General features: G+C 67.2%; 18 protein-coding genes. 6 read left to right on the top strand and 12 right to left on the bottom strand.

The window, feature by feature from the left end; genetic code table 11:
- The first annotated feature begins 164 nt into the window (after positions 1–164).
- A complete protein-coding gene (locus HYZ11_16335) occupies positions 165–995 on the top strand; it encodes a PAS domain S-box protein (GenBank protein MBI3129176.1) in 831 nt (276 codons plus the stop codon).
- Positions 996–1174: 179 nt separating this feature from the next.
- Here HYZ11_16335 and HYZ11_16340 read toward each other — a convergent pair whose 3' ends face one another.
- On the bottom strand, positions 1175–1507 hold the full coding sequence (locus HYZ11_16340) for a hypothetical protein (GenBank protein MBI3129177.1): 333 nt from the start codon (positions 1505–1507) through the stop codon (positions 1175–1177).
- A gap of 260 nt (positions 1508–1767) precedes the next feature.
- Between HYZ11_16340 and HYZ11_16345 the strand changes: the two genes are divergently transcribed.
- A complete protein-coding gene (locus HYZ11_16345; GenBank protein ID MBI3129178.1) occupies positions 1768–2334 on the top strand; it encodes a peroxiredoxin in 567 nt (188 codons plus the stop codon).
- Positions 2335–2383: 49 nt separating this feature from the next.
- On the opposite strand, the gene HYZ11_16350 is transcribed toward HYZ11_16345, so the two are convergent.
- The 6 genes from HYZ11_16350 to HYZ11_16375 all read right to left on the bottom strand — a co-directional run bounded on the left by HYZ11_16350 (position 2384) and on the right by HYZ11_16375 (position 7039).
- Positions 2384–2578, bottom strand: a complete 195-nt coding sequence (locus tag HYZ11_16350) for a hypothetical protein (protein ID MBI3129179.1) — start codon at positions 2576–2578, stop codon at positions 2384–2386.
- A gap of 279 nt (positions 2579–2857) precedes the next feature.
- A complete protein-coding gene (locus tag HYZ11_16355) occupies positions 2858–3586 on the bottom strand; it encodes a cupin domain-containing protein (GenBank protein ID MBI3129180.1) in 729 nt (242 codons plus the stop codon).
- A gap of 102 nt (positions 3587–3688) precedes the next feature.
- Positions 3689–4510, bottom strand: a complete 822-nt coding sequence (locus HYZ11_16360) for a hypothetical protein (GenBank protein MBI3129181.1) — start codon at positions 4508–4510, stop codon at positions 3689–3691.
- Between the two features lie 51 nt (positions 4511–4561).
- Complete coding sequence (locus HYZ11_16365) at positions 4562–4897, bottom strand: nucleotidyltransferase domain-containing protein (protein MBI3129182.1); 336 nt, start codon at positions 4895–4897, stop codon at positions 4562–4564.
- Positions 4898–5142: 245 nt separating this feature from the next.
- A complete protein-coding gene (locus HYZ11_16370) occupies positions 5143–6213 on the bottom strand; it encodes an alcohol dehydrogenase catalytic domain-containing protein (protein MBI3129183.1) in 1071 nt (356 codons plus the stop codon).
- A 466-nt stretch (positions 6214–6679) separates the two neighbouring features.
- Positions 6680–7039: a PilZ domain-containing protein gene (locus tag HYZ11_16375; GenBank protein MBI3129184.1), complete on the bottom strand. Its 360-nt coding sequence runs from the start codon at positions 7037–7039 to the stop codon at positions 6680–6682.
- A gap of 287 nt (positions 7040–7326) precedes the next feature.
- Between HYZ11_16375 and HYZ11_16380 the strand changes: the two genes are divergently transcribed.
- Positions 7327–8124 (top strand): alpha/beta fold hydrolase, encoded by a 798-nt coding sequence (locus HYZ11_16380; protein MBI3129185.1) that lies wholly within the window; start codon positions 7327–7329, stop codon positions 8122–8124.
- Between the two features lie 200 nt (positions 8125–8324).
- On the opposite strand, the gene HYZ11_16385 is transcribed toward HYZ11_16380, so the two are convergent.
- Positions 8325–8966, bottom strand: a complete 642-nt coding sequence (locus HYZ11_16385; protein MBI3129186.1) for a flavin reductase family protein — start codon at positions 8964–8966, stop codon at positions 8325–8327.
- Between the two features lie 94 nt (positions 8967–9060).
- A complete protein-coding gene (locus HYZ11_16390) occupies positions 9061–11181 on the bottom strand; it encodes an ATP-dependent helicase (protein ID MBI3129187.1) in 2121 nt (706 codons plus the stop codon).
- A gap of 97 nt (positions 11182–11278) precedes the next feature.
- On the opposite strand from HYZ11_16390, the gene HYZ11_16395 reads away from it, so the two are divergent.
- Positions 11279–11470, top strand: a complete 192-nt coding sequence (locus HYZ11_16395; protein ID MBI3129188.1) for a hypothetical protein — start codon at positions 11279–11281, stop codon at positions 11468–11470.
- 48 nt (positions 11471–11518) lie between these two features.
- Here HYZ11_16395 and HYZ11_16400 read toward each other — a convergent pair whose 3' ends face one another.
- Genes HYZ11_16400 through miaB form a run of 3 tightly spaced genes read right to left on the bottom strand, consistent with a single transcriptional unit; the run spans position 11519 to position 14125 of the window.
- Entirely contained in the window at positions 11519–12157 is a 639-nt protein-coding gene (locus tag HYZ11_16400) for a histidine phosphatase family protein (protein MBI3129189.1), read from the bottom strand.
- Between the two features lie 46 nt (positions 12158–12203).
- The gene (locus tag HYZ11_16405; protein MBI3129190.1) at positions 12204–12749 is read right to left on the bottom strand and encodes a bifunctional nuclease family protein; all 546 of its coding nucleotides are present in this window, start codon (positions 12747–12749) and stop codon (positions 12204–12206) included.
- A complete protein-coding gene (gene miaB / locus HYZ11_16410) occupies positions 12746–14125 on the bottom strand; it encodes a tRNA (N6-isopentenyl adenosine(37)-C2)-methylthiotransferase MiaB (protein MBI3129191.1) in 1380 nt (459 codons plus the stop codon). Before miaB ends, HYZ11_16405 begins: the two co-directional genes overlap by 4 nt.
- Before the next feature lie 160 nt (positions 14126–14285).
- On the opposite strand from miaB, the gene HYZ11_16415 reads away from it, so the two are divergent.
- Both HYZ11_16415 and HYZ11_16420 read left to right on the top strand, forming a co-directional pair.
- Positions 14286–14858, top strand: coding sequence for a hypothetical protein (locus HYZ11_16415; GenBank protein ID MBI3129192.1), 573 nt, complete (start codon positions 14286–14288; stop codon positions 14856–14858).
- Complete coding sequence (locus HYZ11_16420) at positions 14858–16087, top strand: family 10 glycosylhydrolase (protein ID MBI3129193.1); 1230 nt, start codon at positions 14858–14860, stop codon at positions 16085–16087. The genes HYZ11_16415 and HYZ11_16420 overlap by 1 nt, the downstream gene beginning before the upstream one ends.
- Positions 16088–16245: the final 158 nt, after the last annotated feature.

Consider the following 16245-nt stretch of genomic DNA (forward strand, 5'->3'; position numbering starts at 1 on the left):
AATCTCAATATGCAATATGCGGCAGGTGTTTTTTCCCACCATTTAGTGAAATGGATCGTGCGGCTGGGGAGCGCGCGCCGCTATACTACCTGTACGTAATTTTAGATTTCAGCCGCCTTCGTTCCGGCCCCCTCGCCTCATCCCTCCTTCATCTGGAGCCGTCCATGTCCTGCCCGTGCGAAACGCTCTCCCCGCCCCCGAGATCCAAAAGCAGCCATTCGCTCCTTCAGGAGATCGTCGACCTCGCCACCATCCTGCTCGGCGCCCGCTACGGCGCTCTCGGCTTGCTGAACGCCAGGCGCACGGCCTTCATCCGCTTCATCGCCGCCGGGGGCGGCGGCGAGGAGGAAATCATGGCCGCGATCCCGGAGGGATGGGAGCTGCTGGAGGACCTCATCCGCGACCCGCGGCCCCTGCGCGTCCGCGTGCCGGAGTCCGAGACGGAGGAACCGGTGCTGGCCTTCCTGGGCGTGCCGCTCGTCTCCGGCCGGAAGGTGTGGGGCAACTTCTATTTCGCGGAGAAAGAAGAGGGGGAGTTCCGCCCGACGGACACGCGCCTGGCCGAGTGCTTCGGCCGGCTCGCGATCGACCTCCTCGAAGGCTCGAAGACGAGCGAGGAGACGCGCCTGTGCCTCACCCGCTACCGGAGCGTGCTGGACCCCGAGGGCGGCGCCATGAGCATCACCGACCCGGCGCGGGAGATCATCTTCTGGAACGAGGGGGCGCGCCGCCTCTTCGGCTACGCCGAAAAGGAGGCCCTCGGGCGCGTCTTCCTGGACCTCCTCGGCGTGCCCGAGGAGCGCAGGCGCTGGATGCGGGGCCTCGAGCCCGAGGCCCTGCGCGTGCTGCTGAAGGGCGGCGTGGCCCAGCGGGACTGCCTGCGCCTCCACAAGAGCGGGCGGAAAATACCGATCCGCATGACCCTCACCCCCGTCTGCCACACGGTGGCGGGCATCGTCGCCATCACCCTCATCGGCCGCTACAAGCGGATCTGACGCCCCAAGCCAAGAGAACGCCCCCCGGCCCTCCCGGTCAGGCGCCGGGAGAAGCGGGGGCAATGATCTGGTCGTGAAACCCTCTCCCAGAGGGAGAGAGAGACGGGCGTTGCGCTCTGCCCTCCCTGTGCCGGATGCCTAAATGACGTTCTTGACTTCCACGCCCTTGCCCCCCACGCCTAGTCGAGCCCCCGGCCCCGGCGGCCGTCGGACTCGTCTTCCTCCTCCAACTCGCCTTCCTCGCCGCCCGGGATGAGGGCCAGCTTCGGCCCCTCCGGGGTCTCGGACACGTCGAGCGTCATGCCCGCGAGCTGGATGGCGACCTCCTGATCGAGCACGGCCACCGTGCGCTCGCCGTGCTGGTAGGTGGTGTCGCCGGGGCCCGGCCGGTCGATCTGGATCGAGACGGCTTGGTTCTCCAGGACGAACCGCGCGCCCATCTCCTCGGGGGCCTGCGCCTCGGAGAGCTTTTCCGAAAGATACGCGGCGGCCGATTCGGTGACGGTGAACATGGGAACCTCCCTGCGGGGCCGGAAGCGCGCGTGCGGGCGCGCTTTCCGAAAATTTCGCGAAGATGAGGGGGATTGGGCGGCAATAAAGGGAAGCGGCCCATCTCGGGCCAACACGGCGCCACTACTCAACCTAGGCGCCGGGGGCTTTGCTGTCTAGACTTTTGGGCGGGAACTTTTATACTGCCACGCATCCGCGGCACGAGCACCCGTTTATGCGCTCCAGCTCAAGTGATGGCTTGAACTAAATGGAGAATCCGCCGATGGCCCGCAGCGACGACATCATGCACGTTCCCCCCGGCCTCCCCATCCCCGTGGACGACGGCGCCTGCCGGCACGTACCGGGAATGTCCCTCCCTTCCCTCTATCTCCCCACGACCGGGGGCCGCGCCGTGAACCTCGCCGAGATGCCCGGCCGCACCGTCGTCTACGTCTATCCGCGCACCGGGCACCCGGACCGCGAGCCCCCCACGGGCTGGGACGAGATCCCCGGCGCGCGCGGCTGCACCCCCCAGTCGTGCGCCTTCCGCGACCATTACCAGGAGCTCAGGGAGCTGAACGCCGCCCTCTTCGGCCTCTCCACCCAGGACACCCTCTACCAGCGCGAGGCCGCCCGGCGCCTCCGCCTCCCCTTCGAGCTGCTGAGCGACAAGATGCTCGCCTTCCAGCGCGCGCTGAGGCTGCCCACCTTCGAGATCGAGGGCATGATCCTCTTGAAGCGCGCCACCCTCATCGCCCGGGAGGGCTGGATCGAGAAGGTCTTCTACCCCGTCTTCCCCCCCGACCGGAACGCCGAGGACGTCATCTCCTGGCTGAAGCCGAACCCGTAGGGGAAAAATATAGGGACGCCCCGTCGCCCCCCGAAAAACGCAAAAGATGTCATTCTGAGAGGAACGAAGTGAAGCGAAGAATATCGGTTTGGAAAGCAACGCCGATATCCTTCGCGGAGCCTGTCCTGAGCGCAAGCGCAGAGCTCAGGATGGCACCAATCTGCGAGACGCCGCCGCCGATTTCGGCATGAAGGCGAATTCCCAAACCCGTAGGGGCGAGGCACCCGGCTTCGTCGAAGGCCACGCCGGAGGCAGCTGCCTCGCCCCTACGAATGGAAACCGGCCTCACCCCTGCGGATGGCGCCCGATGCCGCGGCCACTCCCTCCCCCTCCGGGGGAGGGCCGGGGCGGGGGAGGCGCCTCCCCGGCATTCCCTCACCCCAGCCCTCTCCCAGAGGGAGAGGGGGAAAAATGCAGGGGCGGTTCGCGAACCGCCCCTACGGAATGGTCACCGGCGCGGGGCCTGTGTAGGGCGTCACATGCAACGCCCCTGCGGGATGCGCCAACGGTGGGGGGGCGCCCCCTACCCCACCCGCTTCCCCTCGATGCCCCAGGCCGTGTCCTTGGCCGTGATGAAGACGTAGTCCTCGCCCCCGAGGATTTTGGCCGAGTGCACCGCGTCCGCCGGGATGTGGATGATGTCCCCCGGCCCGCACTCGCGCGCGTCCCCCTCCACGTCCATCCGGCAGCGGCCCTGCATCACGTAGACGAACTGCTCGTTCGGGTGGGTGTGGGGCTCCGCCCCCGTGCCCTTGGGCATCATGATCTTGCCGAAGATGATGCGCTCCCCCGTCACCCAGGCCCCCCGCGCCGAGGAGTAGGACTCCCCGGCCATCCCCTCCCGCATCTCGGCGGTGCGGTAGAAGTACTTGGCCTTCTTCGCCCGCCCGGCCGGGGGCGCCTCCGACACCTTCTTGCCCTGGATGCCGTGCGAGGTGTCCTTCGCCACGATGAAGACGTACTCCTCCGGCCCGATGGTGGAGGAGTGGACCGCGTTGGGCGGCCGGTAGGCGATGTCGCCCGGGCTCACCACCCACTCCTCCCCCTCGATGTTCATCCGGCTCGAGCCGCGCACGCAGTAGCCGAACTGCTCGTTCGGGTGGCTGTGCGCGTCGGCGTGCGTGCCGGCCGGCATGTGGATCTCGCCGAAGATGATCTTCTGGCCCGTCACCCAGGCCCCCTCGGCCGAGGAGTAGCCCCGCCCGGCCAGGTTCTTCTCCATCTCCTTGGGGCTGAAGTAGTGCTGAACCATGCGTGAGTCCTCGCTGAATGGGTGAAAAAGTCAGGTCAAGTGATAAAAGGATAGCATCGGGAGAGGGATGAGGCGATCCAGAAGAAATGCCACGTAATAATTTTACGCAACTTTCGACAAATCAGACGCTTTGATCAAGGCAACAGGAATCGGATGCTTTGCGGATTGCATTGGAGTAATGCGCGACTCTAGTGAGTTGGTGTCATAACCTTCGGGCAAGAGAACAGTCATTGAAATGTATGAGAGGAGACGGGATACGAATTCTCGCTGAGGATGCTCGGGATTGTTTTCCAAGTTGTAGTAGGCTGTCTCAACGCCATTGAATACGTATTTCACTCGAAACGCCATTTCTTCCAGAGCCAGATCAACAAACCAGGCGAAGAAACAAATCTTTCCTGCCCCGTCAAAAATATGGAAATAGCCGCCACCCATCTTCAATAGTGCCTGAACATTAGCATCGTCCTTGTCAGACAAACGCATTCCCTTGAACGTAAAATACTTAAGTATTTTTGCGATGGTGTCGGCGTTTTCCTGTGTTGCAACACTTTCACCAGTTGCTTTCTTGGGCGACGCTTCAAGTGCTTTTTCTTGTTCTTTAGGTGTCGCTGGTGCCTGCAACAACTCTCTGAAGCCTCGTGCGGCATCTAAAGTTAAAGTCCCCCCAAACATACTATCCACTTGACGTTGAATGGAGGCAGATCTTTCCCTGATTTCTGCAAGTGCATCTGTGGCATTGGATTGCAGTTCGATCCCTTTGGCGAAGAAATAGATAGCCCCTACAAATGCAAGGATTGAAATGCCCAGTGATACAATCGAAAGAGCGTCTGACGCATTGGCCCCTCGCGATAACCAGAGCATAAAAATGATAAGGGTCAATATCCCGCATAGAACCCATGGCAACATTCTCGATTCAAGGATTCTCATTGCTTCCGTCCGAAATTGGGCTAAGCCTGGGCAGCGGCACCCCTCGCCGGGTCAGGCGGCATGGAGCAGCCGCCCCTCGCGCAGGATGGTGCCCGGCAGGGACGCCTTCAGATGGCGCCTCTCGTCGAACCATTTCCGGGTGCAGACGAGCACGTCCGCCGCGGTGCCCGTGCCGCGCAGGGCGGTGTAGGCCAGGCGGCTCTCCCGCCGCTCGGGCGGGGCGTCGTCGGGCACGACGAGGAGGAGGTCGTAGTCGCTGTCGGGCCCCTCCTCCCCCCGGGCCTTGGAGCCGAAGAGGTAGATGCGCTCGGGCCGGTAGGCCTCGGCGAGGCGGCGGACGGCCTCGGCCAGCTTCGGGTCCTGGGCCAGGATGCTGTCTTCGGCCATGCCGCCGCCTCCGCGCCCGGTGGGGAAATTCAGGATGATTCTAGACGGCCCCCCGGCTCCCTGTCGACGGGAGGAAACGGGAGCGGGACGCATCTGTAGGGGCGATCCTTGTGATCGCCCCCCGCCGCGACCCGGGCGAACACAGGGGTTCGCCCCTACAGGTACGGTCGTGGCCCCCTTGTCCGTAGGGGCGGGTTTGAAACCCGCCCCTACCGATGAAACCCGCCGCCGTTCTCTCCCCTCCCCTACGGCGTGATCATGACCCGCATCACGCCGTCCTCGCGGGCCTTGAACATGCGGACGGCCTCGTGGAAGTCGGCGAGGGGGAAGGTGTGGGTGAGCATCTTCTTGGCGTCCACGTGGCCGTCCATGATGAGCCGGATGGCGCGCGGGTAGCAGTTCGGCGATCCCCGGCTGCCGATGAGGGTGATCTCGTCGAGCACGATGCGGTCGGTCGGGAAGGGCACCTCCTTGCCCCCGTTGATGCCCTCGAGCACCACCCGGCCCCCGCGCCGGGCCAAGGCGACGGCCTGGCGCATGGACTCGGGCGGCCCCGCGCACTCGATGGCGAGGTCCACCCCCCGGCCTCCGGTGTCGGCCATGACGATCTTCACGGGGTCCTCCTTCGTGATGTCGATCACCACGTCCGCGCCCAGCTCCCGGGCCAGCGCCAGGCGGTAGCCCCGGCCGGTGACGTAGGTGCGCGACGCCCCGCAGGCCCGGGCGAGCTGGAGGACGGAGAGGCCCAGGAGCCCCGGGCCCAGGACGGCCACCCGGTCGGCGGGCTCGAGCCGCCCCCGGTCGAGGGCGTGCAGCGCGATGACCACCTGGTTGGTGATGACGGCCTGCTCCCAGGTCATCGCGTCCGGCATCTTGTGGAGCTGGATGGGGGGCGCGGCGCCGTACTCGCTGAAGGCGCCGTCCGCGGTGTGGCCGAGGAGCTTGTAGCCGCCCCCCTTCCTCCCGGTCTCGAGGCAGAGGTGGTAGCTGCCCTGGCGGCAGTTCTGGCAGCGGCCGCAGCCGATGGTGGGCTCCATGATGACGCGGTCGCCGGGCTTGAGATCCGTCTTGCAGGCGCTCCCCACGGCGGCGACGGTGCCGCACCACTCGTGGCCCTGGATGAAGGGGTAGTAGGGGGGCCACATGGGGGCCATGTGGCCGTCCAGGATGTGGAGGTCGGTGCCGCAGACCCCGCAGGCGGCCACCTTCACGAGCACCTGATCGGGTTCGTAGGCGGGGACGGGGATTTCCTCGATCTTCACGTCGCCGGCGCCGTGGGTGACCGCGGCGCGCATGGTCTTGGGGATGGCGGGCATGGGGCGCTCCTCCAGGTGGGGGCCGGGAATGGGCCATCCTCGCCCAGGCGGGCGGAGGGATCAAGGAGCGGGAAAGGAGGAGAGAGCGCCCGCGCCCGCTTCCCTCCCCCGGCCTCGAATCCGGCCGTGCCATGAAGGTGCGCGAAAATGGCGTCATTTGCGGTAGCTGGCTTTTCCCGCCCCGGGCCTACATTGGCCTCCGGGGCGGGGTGCGCCCGGCGTCATGAGGTCCGTAGGGGCGAATCTTGTATTCGCCCCCTGCGCCCGGGCGAACACGAGGTTCGCCCCTACGGATTCGGGAGGTGCGGAGGGTTTCCGGTGGTTTCAGGGATTTTCAGGCTTATTCAGGGATATTCAGGCTTATTCAGGCTTATTCAGGCATTTTTTTACGCGCGCGCGAGGGGGCAGGGGTGCGGGAGCTTCAACGCGATTCGGCGATGATGAACGCGAAAAGCGATCTTCCGGCTCAGGCGTGCCAGAGGGGCCGGGGGCCGGCGGCGTGCTCCTCGAGCTTGCGGGCGAGGCGGTGGCGGTCGCCCTCGGGGATGGCGATCTCGAGGCCGATGCCCCAGGTGCCGCCCCGGGTGGGCTGGACCCAGGCGATGCGGGCGGAGCACTTGTGAAAGGCCTCGCCGGCGACCTGGAAGCTGAGCTCGATGCGGGCGTCGGGCTGGGGCGGGGCGGGGAGGCCCCGGACGGTGAGGAAGATACCCCCGGCCGAGATGTCCCTGCCCTCGATGGGGGCGTGCTCCCAGGCGGGGGCCTCGACGTAGACGGGGAGCTGGCGGCGGGGGTGCCTGCGCTTGTCTTCCGGCTCGGCGGCCATGGGGTCCTCTGGACCGGGAAGGGGGGATTATAGACCAAGGGGCCGGGCGGCGGGAGTGGCTGAGGTTACATTTTGTTAACGTCCCGAAGATTCACCGCTTGCCCGGTTCCGCGGGGGCGGGTTTCGGACCCGCGCCTATAGGCGTGAGGCGGGCCGTAGGGGCAGGCCCCAGTGCCTGCCCCTTCTGAGGGGCGGCCACGGGGGGCCGCCCCTACGACGGTTTGGCGGGATCATGCTAGATTCGGCCCATCCGGGACTTTTCCAGCCATCCAAGGGAGGGGCCGTCCGTGCCGAGGGTGAAGGCGAACGGGATCAGCTTCAACTACGTGGTGAAGGGGAACGGGCCGCCGCTGGTGCTCTCCCACGGCTTCCAGAACTGCGGGGGGTTCGCCTTCAAGCCGGTCATAGGCCGGCTGGCGGAGAGGTTCACGGTCTACGCCTGGGACAAGCGCGGGCACGGGGACTCGGACAAGCCGGGGGGCCCCTACTCCATCCAGATGTTCTCGGACGACCTGCTGGCCTTCATCGACGCCTTGAAGCTCGACCGGATCGACCTCCTGGGTCACAGCATGGGGGGCCGGACGGCCACCCTCTTCGGCATCGGCCACAGCGACCGCCTGAAGCGGCTGATGCTCCTCTCCTCCTCGTGCGGGGCGCCGAAGGGGGCCTACCGGGAGCACTTCCGGGCGCTCCACGACCTGGCGCTGGCGAAGGGGATGGAGGCGGTGTTCGAGCACCCGGAGTTCCGCGGCCTCATCCCGGCGGCGATGATCACCGGGGAGAACGAGAAGGAGTACCGGAAGAGCTTCCTCCGCAACACGCCCCAGACCTACTCCGACACGGGAGCGGCCCTCTTCAACATGCCCGACCTGAGCGGGAGGCTCCACAAGATCTCGGCGCCGACCTGGGTGGGCTACGGGGAGAACGACCCCGGCCCCATGGCCTACGCCGAGGCCTACCGGAAGAACATCCCCGACTGCACCCTCTGCATCCTCAAGGGCTCGGGGCACTTCCCGGTGTGGGACAACACGGAGGGGCTGCTGCGGGAGGTGTTCGGGTTCCTGGACAGCCATCCGGCGGGATAGGGGGAAACGAACACACGACGCGTATAAAACGCAGGGGAGGAAGATTTTCCCCCTCCCTCCGGGAGGGGGTTGGGGGGAGGGAAGGCTGCCAGCGGGCATCTCCCCCACCCCAGCCCTCCCCCGGAGGGGGAGGGAGAAAAACGCAGGGGCGTATTGCAATACGCCCCTACAGGCGGCGCGCCCTGGCGGTCCGCCTTCCCCTATTTCGGCGCCAGCTGCCCGGGCTTGCGGTCGGGCCGCTGCATGAAGAAGACGTCCTGGGTGCGGCAGTAGTTGTTCCCGGCCAGCCGCCCCACGGGCTGGAGCCTGACCGGATCGATGTACTTCCCCTGCTCCACCAGGTCCTCCCTCACGTGCCAGCGCAGGATCTCCCCGATGACGAGGTGGGTGACGTGCTCGGGCTCCCCCAGGGAGAGCATGGTATGGAGCGTGCACTCCATGGCGAGGGGGGCCTCGGCGATGCGGGGGGCGGGCACGAGGTCGGCGGGGATGGGGGTGAGCCCCGCCTCGTCGAACTCGCTGACCTCGGGCGGGAAGTCGCCGGAGCAGACGTTCATTTGCTCCTCCAGGCCGTTGCTGACGGCGTGGACGACGTAGCCCCGGGTCTCGAGGATGTTGCGGGTGGTGTGCTTGTAGCCCCCGTCCCGCGCCCCCACCGAGATGGAAACCATGGGCGGATAATGGGAGACGCAGGTGAAGAAGCTGAAGGGGGCGAGGTTGGGGACGCCCTCCCTGCTGATGGAGCTCACCCAGGCGATGGGCCGGGGGACGATGGAACCGACCATGAGGCGGTACACCTGGCGCCTGTCCATTCCGGCCGCGTCGAGCTTGATGTAGTTCATCCGGTCCCTGTCTCCTCGGTGAGGCCCCCGCCCCTCCGGCGGGTGCCGATGGCTTGCTCCCCACCCCGGCGGCGCGCCGGAAGGGGAGCGGATGTCAGAACTCCTCCTCGTACTCGTAGCGCAGGCCGGCCGGGTCGTCCGGGTCGGCTTGCCTCACCCGCCCGGCTTCCCGGCCCTCCGGCGCGGGCGCCCCGCCCGCCCCCGAAGGCTCCTCCTCCAGCGACCAGCGCTCGTAGGCCCCCTCCGGGAGCTCGGCCACGTAGCGCGAGAGCCGGGAGAAGGACCGCATGCGGACGGTGTCGCTCTCGGTCATGGGCTGGCAGAGGTGGAGCTCGTCCTTGGCCCGGGTAACGGCCACGTAGAACAGCCGCCTCTCCTCCTCCTCCCCCTCCGGGTCCGAGAGCGCCCGGGGGTTCGGGAAGCGGCTGTCCGTCAGCCAGATGAGGAACACCACCTTCCACTCCAGTCCCTTCGCCTGGTGGACGGAGCTTAGCACAACCTTCTCCTCGGGCCCCTCGTCGCCCGGCCCCGCCGTCTCGGCCGCCACGGTGCCCATCAGGGCGAGCTCCGAGAGGAAGCGCTCGGCCGTGTCGTACTGCATGGCGAACTCGGCGAGCTGGCGGATATCCTCGGCGCGGGCCGGGGCATTGTCGAAGGTGGCCTCGGCGAAGCCTTCGTAGAAGCGGTCGAGGACCAGCATGATCATCTCGGTCGGCGGCACGGCCGCCGCCTCGGGCGGGCGGTTGAGTCCGGCCAAGTCGGCGATGAGGGCGCGGAAATCCTCGAAGGCGGGGCGGGCTCCCTTGGGGACGATGCCGGCCCCCTGCTCCCACAGCCAGCGGACGGGGTCCTTCTGGACCCGGAGGTGGTCCCAGATGCGGTCGGCGGTGGCGGCCCCCACCTTGGGCAGGAGGCGCAGGGCCCGCTTCCAGGCCAGCTCGTCCGCCGGGGAGCTGACCAGGCGGAGGAAGGCGGTGACGTCCTTGATATGGCGCTGCTCGAAGAAGCGCAGACCGCTGCGGATCTCGAACGGAATCCCCCGCCGGGTGAGCTCCATCTGGAGCTCCATCGAATGGTAGTGGGCCCGGTAGAGGACGGCCATCTCGGAGAGGGGGGTACCCTCGTCTTGCAGCGCGAGGATGCGCTGGGCCACGAAATCGGCCTGCTGGAGCACGTCCCGGGCGGGAATCAGGGCCGGAAGGGTGCCCGGGCCCCGGGTGGTCCGCAGGTGCTTCTCGAACTGGCGCTTGTTCCGGGCGATGGAGGCGTTGGCCAGGGCGAGGATGGACTCGGTGCTGCGGTAGTTCGTCTCCAGGCGGAAGAGCCGGGTGCCCGGGTGGCGCTCGGGGAAGCTGATAATGTTCTCGAAGTGCGCCCCCCGGAAGCTGTAGATGCTCTGGGCGTCGTCCCCCACCACGGCCAGGTTGCCGCGCGGCCCGGCGATGAGGTCCACGATCTCGGCCTGCACCTTGTTCGTGTCCTGGTATTCGTCCACCAGGATGTAGCGGAAGCGCTCCCGGTAGCTGCGCCTCACCTCCTCGCGCTCGGACAGAAGCCCCCGGGTGAAGGCCAGGAGGTCCGAGAAGTCCATGGCATTGACATCTCGCTTCCGCTGGGCGAAGCGCTCGGCCACGCGTTCGATGTCCCCGATCCGGTCGGCTAGGTATGGGGTTTTTTCCAGCACTGCGTCCGCCACCGTCCGGTCAGTGTCAGCGGCGAAGGCGAAGATGGACTCCAGGACGTTCCCCTTGGGAAAGTGCTTCTCCTTCGGGTCGATGCCCGCGAGCTTGATGCACTCGTGGGCCAAGTCGGCGGCGTCCTCGCGGTCGAGGATGGTGAAGTTCGGAGGGAAGCCGATGAAGCGCCCGTGCTCCCGGAGGATGAGGTTCCCCACGTGGTGAAAGGTGCCTCCCCAGACCCGCCGCACGTCGCTCTGGATGAGGGTGGCGGCCCGGTGGAGCATCTCCCGCGCCGCCTTGTTCGTGAAGGTGACGAGGAGGATGGCCTCCGGATGGACGCCTTCCTCGATCAGGCGGGCCAGCCGGTAGGTGACGGTGCGGGTTTTTCCGCTCCCCGCGCCCGCGATGACGAGCAGGGGACCCTCCCCGGCCAGGACCACCTCCAGCTGCTGGGGGTTGAGCTCGGCAGCGTAATCGATGCGCCCGGAAAGCGAGCGGGGGGGCCGCCTGAGCGTGTATTTTCGCGGTTCTGCCATGGTCCTTTCGGCCTCTTCGCCCGGCGGAAAAGGAGTTTATTGACACCCATCGGGGCCGGGAATACACTTTAATTCAGGAGTCTTGAGGAGCCCGCCCATGCGCAACTACCAGACACTCCTCGACGGCATGGCCCTCGGGTTCTTTCTGGGATTTCTTGCCTTCTATCTTCTCTACCGCTTCAAGGCCGCCCGGCCGAAAAAACCAAAGAGCGAGATCGACCGCCTGGTCGACGATATCCACCGCTACTACCGCCGGGTGTCGGAAGGCAAGCGCGAAGACGTCGAGTAAATCGGTCCATCCTTCGCCCGCCGATCGCCACGGCCGCGCGCTATGGCCTCAGAGGTACGGGCTCCCCTCCGTGTTCGTGATGCCCTTCAGATGCGCCAGCCCGTTCATGGTGACGACGTTCCAGCCGCGCGTGGGGGAATGCTCGACGAGATTGTGAGCGGCGTTGAACTGGCGGATGCGGCGGAAGGCGTTCAGATCGATCCCCAGTGCTCGGCACAGGATGGCCGTGATGGCCAGGTTGTGGCTGACGGCGGCGACAGTGTCGTGGGGATGGGCGAGGAGCATGTCTTCCAGAGCGGCCCAGGCGCGCTCCTGGAGTTCGGCCAGGGTTTCCCCTCCGGGCATCCGCAGGCGGGCCGGGTTGCTGCGCCAGTCGTCCATGAAGCCGTTGAACCGCGCGTCGATCTCCTCGGTGGTGAGCCCCTCCAGCTCGCCCTGATTCAGCTCCGCCAGGCGGGGTTCCAGCCGCACATCGAGGCCCAGGGAAGCGGCGATCACCTCGGCCGTCTGGCGGGCCCGGGTGAGATGGCTGCTGTAGACCGCCGTGATGAGCTTTCCGCGCACGAGCTCGGCCAGCGCCCTGGCCTGGAGGCGTCCTCTCTCGTTCAGCGGGGTTCCCGAGACGCCCTGGATGCGGCGCTGGACATTCCAATCCGTCTCGCCGTGGCGCAGAAGGTAGAGGAGCAAGGGCCTGAACTCCGCGCCCGGTGGCCGGGCGGGGGTGGGGGCGGGATCAGTTCTCGAACTTCATGAAGTCCTCGGGCTTGAGATTCTCGAGCCAGCGCTTCACGTCCTCGGGATTCTCCTGCATCTTTTCCTCGGCGCCTTCCTTCTCGCCTTCCTTCCCGCCGCCCTCCGCTTCCTTCGCCTCGGCCTCGTTGAACTCGATGCTCTTGGCCTCTTCCAGCACCTTTTCGACGACGAAGATGGGGGCCTTCGTCCGGAGGGCGATGGCGATGGCGTCCGACGGCCGGGAATCGATCACGATCTCCGAACCGTTGAGGGTGAGGTAGATCTCCGCATAGAACGTATTGTCCTTCAGATCGTTCACCACAATCCGGCTCACCTTGCCCTTGATCCCGCTGATGAGGTTGCGGATCAGATCGTGGGTCATGGGCCGGGGGGTCTGGAAGTTCTCGATCTCTCGCGCGATCGCGTGGGCCTCGAAAATCCCGACCCAGATGGGGAGGGCCCGCTCACCCTCCGTCTCCCGGAGGATGACGATCGGTACGTTGGTCAGAGGGTCGAGTGTGAGACCTTTGACCTTCATTTCGATCATGGGCCTGAATCCTCCATCAGTACCGAATCAGGCGGCCAAATTCCGCCCAGGGCGTGCAAACCGCCCCGCAGAACCTTCACGTCCACCAGGTCGCCCGGCCGGGGCGCCGGACCATCCACGATGAATTGTACCCTGTGATTGCCCCGGCTGCGACCCGAGAATCCCGCGACCCCCCTGTCCTCCTGGCAGCCCTGGCAGGGCGAGGCGCCCTCCCAGGCGCCCTCCACCATGACCTCGAGCACCTGGCCCTCGAGCTCCCGGTGAAGGTCCTCGGTCATCCGGCGCTGGAGGCGGAGGGCCTCCTCGAAGCGCTCGGCCATGGCCTCCTCGGGCACCCGGCCTGGCATGGCGGCGGCCGGCGTCCCGGGCCTCGGTGAGTATTTAAACATAAAAATGCTGTCAAAGCGCGCCCGGTGAAGAATTTCAAGCGTCTTTTCAAAATCCCGGTCCGTCTCCCCGGGAAATCCCACGATTACGTCCGAGGTAAGCACCCCACCCGGCACGTGCTTGCGGAATAAATCCACCTTCGCCAGGTATTCCTCCCCCGTATAGCCCCTCTCCATGCGGCGGAGCACCTCGTTCGAGCCCGCCTGGAAGGGCAGGTGAAGGTGCTCGCAGACTTTCGCGCACTCCCCCATGGCCGCCACCATGTCCAAGTCGCAGTCCTTGGGGTGGGAGGTCATGAAGCGGACGCGGAGGAGGCCCCCCACCTCGTCCAAGCGCCGCAGGAGGCCTCCGAAGGTCAGCCCGCCCGGCGTCTTCCGGCCATAGGAGTTGACGTTCTGGCCGAGCAGGGTGACCTCCCTGAAGCCCTCCGCGACGGCCTTCTCCACCTCCTCGACGATGAGCGGGCTCGGCTTGCTCCACTCCGGGCCGCGCGTGTAGGGAACCACGCAGAAGGTGCAGAAGTTGTCGCAGCCCCGGGCGATGCTCACCCAGGCGCTCAGATCCCCCTCCCTCCGGATGGGGGCGACTTCCGTGAAATCTGGCTCCACGGGGGCCACGTCCACGACGCGGCCTTCCGTCATCCGGCCGAGCAGGCGGGGGAGTTCCGCGATGTTCTGGGTGCCGAACACCAGGTCCACGGCCGGCTGGCGCTTCGCGATCCCCTCCCCTTCCCGGGTGGCGAAGCAGCCGCAGACGGCGATCTTGAGGCCCGGCTTCTCCTTCTTGAGACGGCTCAGGCGGCCGAGCTGGCTGAAAACCTTCTGCTCGGCCCGCTCCCGGATGGAGCACGTGTTGAGCAGGATGAGGTCGGCCGTCTCGAAATTCTCCGACCGCTCGTAGCCCTCCCGCTCCAGATGGCCGGTGATGGTTTCGGTGTCGTAGCGGTTCATCTGGCAGCCGTAGGTGAAAATCGAAAAGCGCTTGGCCAACGGAAGCTCCCTGGTTCAAGGGACAGGGTAAAAATCCATATTGCGAAAGGGTTCTAAACGTGTCAACTTGACGTTCCGCCCAAAGGTCTTTTTTTCCAAAACATTTGAATGGGTTGGAGGAAGCGCCATTCGCGCTATCTGCTTCCACGGGAGACGGGAGATGGATGGGGGCGGCGCCTTCCTCCGGGCCGCGCGGCTTCTCGGCCGGACGGCGGAGAGGGCCGGCTTCTTCGCCCAGGCGCTCACCCCGGCCTGGCCCCAGCCGCCCGGTTCCCCCGACCGCGCCTTCGCCCGCCTGAGCCCCGCGCCGATCCTGGACCTGAATGCGCCCTGGCGGTTCCACCTCGAAGTGGTGTCCGATCCTACCCTGGCCGTCATCCCGCCAATGGGGAACGCCCTCCTCCCCGGCGGCAGGCTCCTGGTGAATTCACCGTCCTCTCCCGCCTCTCCGGACGGGGGGCCCCGGGTGCACTGGGCCGATTTCTCCGCCCTCGCCGCCCTCCACCGGGGAGAGCTGGCGGCCGGCCTGGCGGCGGGCGCCTGCGCGATCCTCGGGACGATCGCCCCCGAGATGCCCCTGGGCATCCATCTCATCGAGGCCCTCCTGGCCGAGGGCGGCGAGGGGCTGGCCGGCCCCGCCTCCCTGGCCCTCGCCCGGGCCTCCTTCGTGGCCGCTCAATCCGCCCGCCCTGCCGCGCCGTCGGGCCCGGCCCGGGGAGGGATGGAGAATTGATGCGCTTTCTCTTCCTCGCCGCTTCTTTCTTTATCCTTTTCCAGGCGGGCGGGAGCGGCTGCCTTGCGGAAGCGGCTCCGGCGCCCCCCCGGGGGGAGGTGGGCCTCTGGGTGCCCGCGGAGGGCCAGAACGCCACCTTGGACGACCCGAAGAGGATCCTCGCCCTCGCCGAGCGGGCCCGCGCCTCGGGCGTGACCGACCTGTATGTCCAGGTGTACCGGAGCGGCCGCGCCTGGTTCCCGACGAGGCTGGCGGACGATTCGCCCTCGCGCCGGGCGGGCCGGGAGCCCCTGGCCTATCTCCTCGAGCTGGCCTCCGCGCCTGGGGGCGGGGGGCGTCCGATCCGGGTCCATGCCTGGATCAATGCTTTCGCGCTCGCCCGCAACCGGGAGGCCCCCCTCCTGCGCGAGCTGGGGCCGGAGGCCGTGCTCCGGGACCTGCACGGCCGCTCCCTGCTTGACTACCCGCCCGACGGCCGGCCCTCCTGGGCCTCCGGCTTCACGCTGGGAACGCCCGGCATCTATCTCGATCCGGGGCATCCCGGAGTGAGGCGCCGCCTGGCGGACATCGCCTCCGAGCTGGCCCGGCGCTACCCGGGGCTGGCGGGGGTCCACCTGGACTACATCCGCTACCCATACGCCCTGCCCATCTCGCCGGGCTCGCGCTTCGCGCCCCGCCTAGACTTCGGCTACGGGCGCGTCCCGGCGGAGCGCTTCCGGGCGGAGACAGGGTTCGCGGCCCCGGCGGGCGGCGTCCAGCGGAGCACGGCCGAGCACCAAGCCTGGGACGATTGGCGCCGGCGGCAGGTGACCGAGACGGTCCGGGAGGTGGACCGGGCGCTGCGGGCCCGGCACCCGGGCCTTCTGCTCTCGGCGGCCGTCCTCCCGTGGGGGGATCGCGCCTACCTCTCCGCCTTCCAGGACTGGCGCGGCTGGCTGGAGAAGGGGCTCCTGGACAAGGCCGTGCTGATGAACTACACGCGCGACGAGATTTTGGCTCACCGGATCAGCCGCAGCGCCTCGGCGTGGCGCCTTCCCGCGGAGGAGGAGAACGGCCGGCGGAAAGGCCGGGTGCTCATCGGCCTGGGAGCCTATCTTTTCGGGGAGGATCCGGAGCCACTCTGGCGCCAGTGGCGCGGGGCGCTACGGTCGGGGGCGGACGGGGTGGTGGTCTTCTCCTACGACGCGATGCTCCGGCGCGGGCGTTACTGGAGGTTCCCGCTGCCCTGATTCCCGCAATTTTATTGAGGATTCGGGCGATCAGGCTTGCAAATCCAGCGGATTCTCGTTAAGATTCCGCCCCGGAATTGACCCCCGCCCGCGATTCTCACCCCCGGCGCTGACCGGGCCTGACGAAAGCCGCCCTGTGTCGAGCCCGCATTTTCCGC

Source organism: Candidatus Tectomicrobia bacterium, from assembly GCA_016192135.1.
GTDB lineage: Bacteria > UBA8248 > UBA8248 > UBA8248 > UBA8248 > 2-12-FULL-69-37.

What these genes read in the sequence shown, in the direction of transcription:
- HYZ11_16335 (MBI3129176.1), top strand. Translation starts at nt 165, where the DNA reads ATGTCCTGCCCGTGCGAAACGCTCTCCCCGCCCCCGAGATCCAAAAGC.
- HYZ11_16340 (MBI3129177.1), bottom strand. Translation starts at nt 1,507, where the DNA reads ATGTTCACCGTCACCGAATCGGCCGCCGCGTATCTTTCGGAAAAGCTC.
- HYZ11_16345 (MBI3129178.1), top strand. Translation starts at nt 1,768, where the DNA reads ATGGCCCGCAGCGACGACATCATGCACGTTCCCCCCGGCCTCCCCATC.
- HYZ11_16355 (MBI3129180.1), bottom strand. Translation starts at nt 3,586, where the DNA reads ATGGTTCAGCACTACTTCAGCCCCAAGGAGATGGAGAAGAACCTGGCC.
- HYZ11_16360 (MBI3129181.1), bottom strand. Translation starts at nt 4,510, where the DNA reads ATGAGAATCCTTGAATCGAGAATGTTGCCATGGGTTCTATGCGGGATA.
- HYZ11_16365 (MBI3129182.1), bottom strand. Translation starts at nt 4,897, where the DNA reads ATGGCCGAAGACAGCATCCTGGCCCAGGACCCGAAGCTGGCCGAGGCC.
- HYZ11_16370 (MBI3129183.1), bottom strand. Translation starts at nt 6,213, where the DNA reads ATGCCCGCCATCCCCAAGACCATGCGCGCCGCGGTCACCCACGGCGCC.
- HYZ11_16375 (MBI3129184.1), bottom strand. Translation starts at nt 7,039, where the DNA reads ATGGCCGCCGAGCCGGAAGACAAGCGCAGGCACCCCCGCCGCCAGCTC.
- HYZ11_16385 (MBI3129186.1), bottom strand. Translation starts at nt 8,966, where the DNA reads ATGAACTACATCAAGCTCGACGCGGCCGGAATGGACAGGCGCCAGGTG.
- HYZ11_16390 (MBI3129187.1), bottom strand. Translation starts at nt 11,181, where the DNA reads ATGGCAGAACCGCGAAAATACACGCTCAGGCGGCCCCCCCGCTCGCTT.
- HYZ11_16395 (MBI3129188.1), top strand. Translation starts at nt 11,279, where the DNA reads ATGCGCAACTACCAGACACTCCTCGACGGCATGGCCCTCGGGTTCTTT.
- HYZ11_16405 (MBI3129190.1), bottom strand. Translation starts at nt 12,749, where the DNA reads ATGATCGAAATGAAGGTCAAAGGTCTCACACTCGACCCTCTGACCAAC.
- HYZ11_16415 (MBI3129192.1), top strand. Translation starts at nt 14,286, where the DNA reads ATGGATGGGGGCGGCGCCTTCCTCCGGGCCGCGCGGCTTCTCGGCCGG.
- HYZ11_16420 (MBI3129193.1), top strand. Translation starts at nt 14,858, where the DNA reads ATGCGCTTTCTCTTCCTCGCCGCTTCTTTCTTTATCCTTTTCCAGGCG.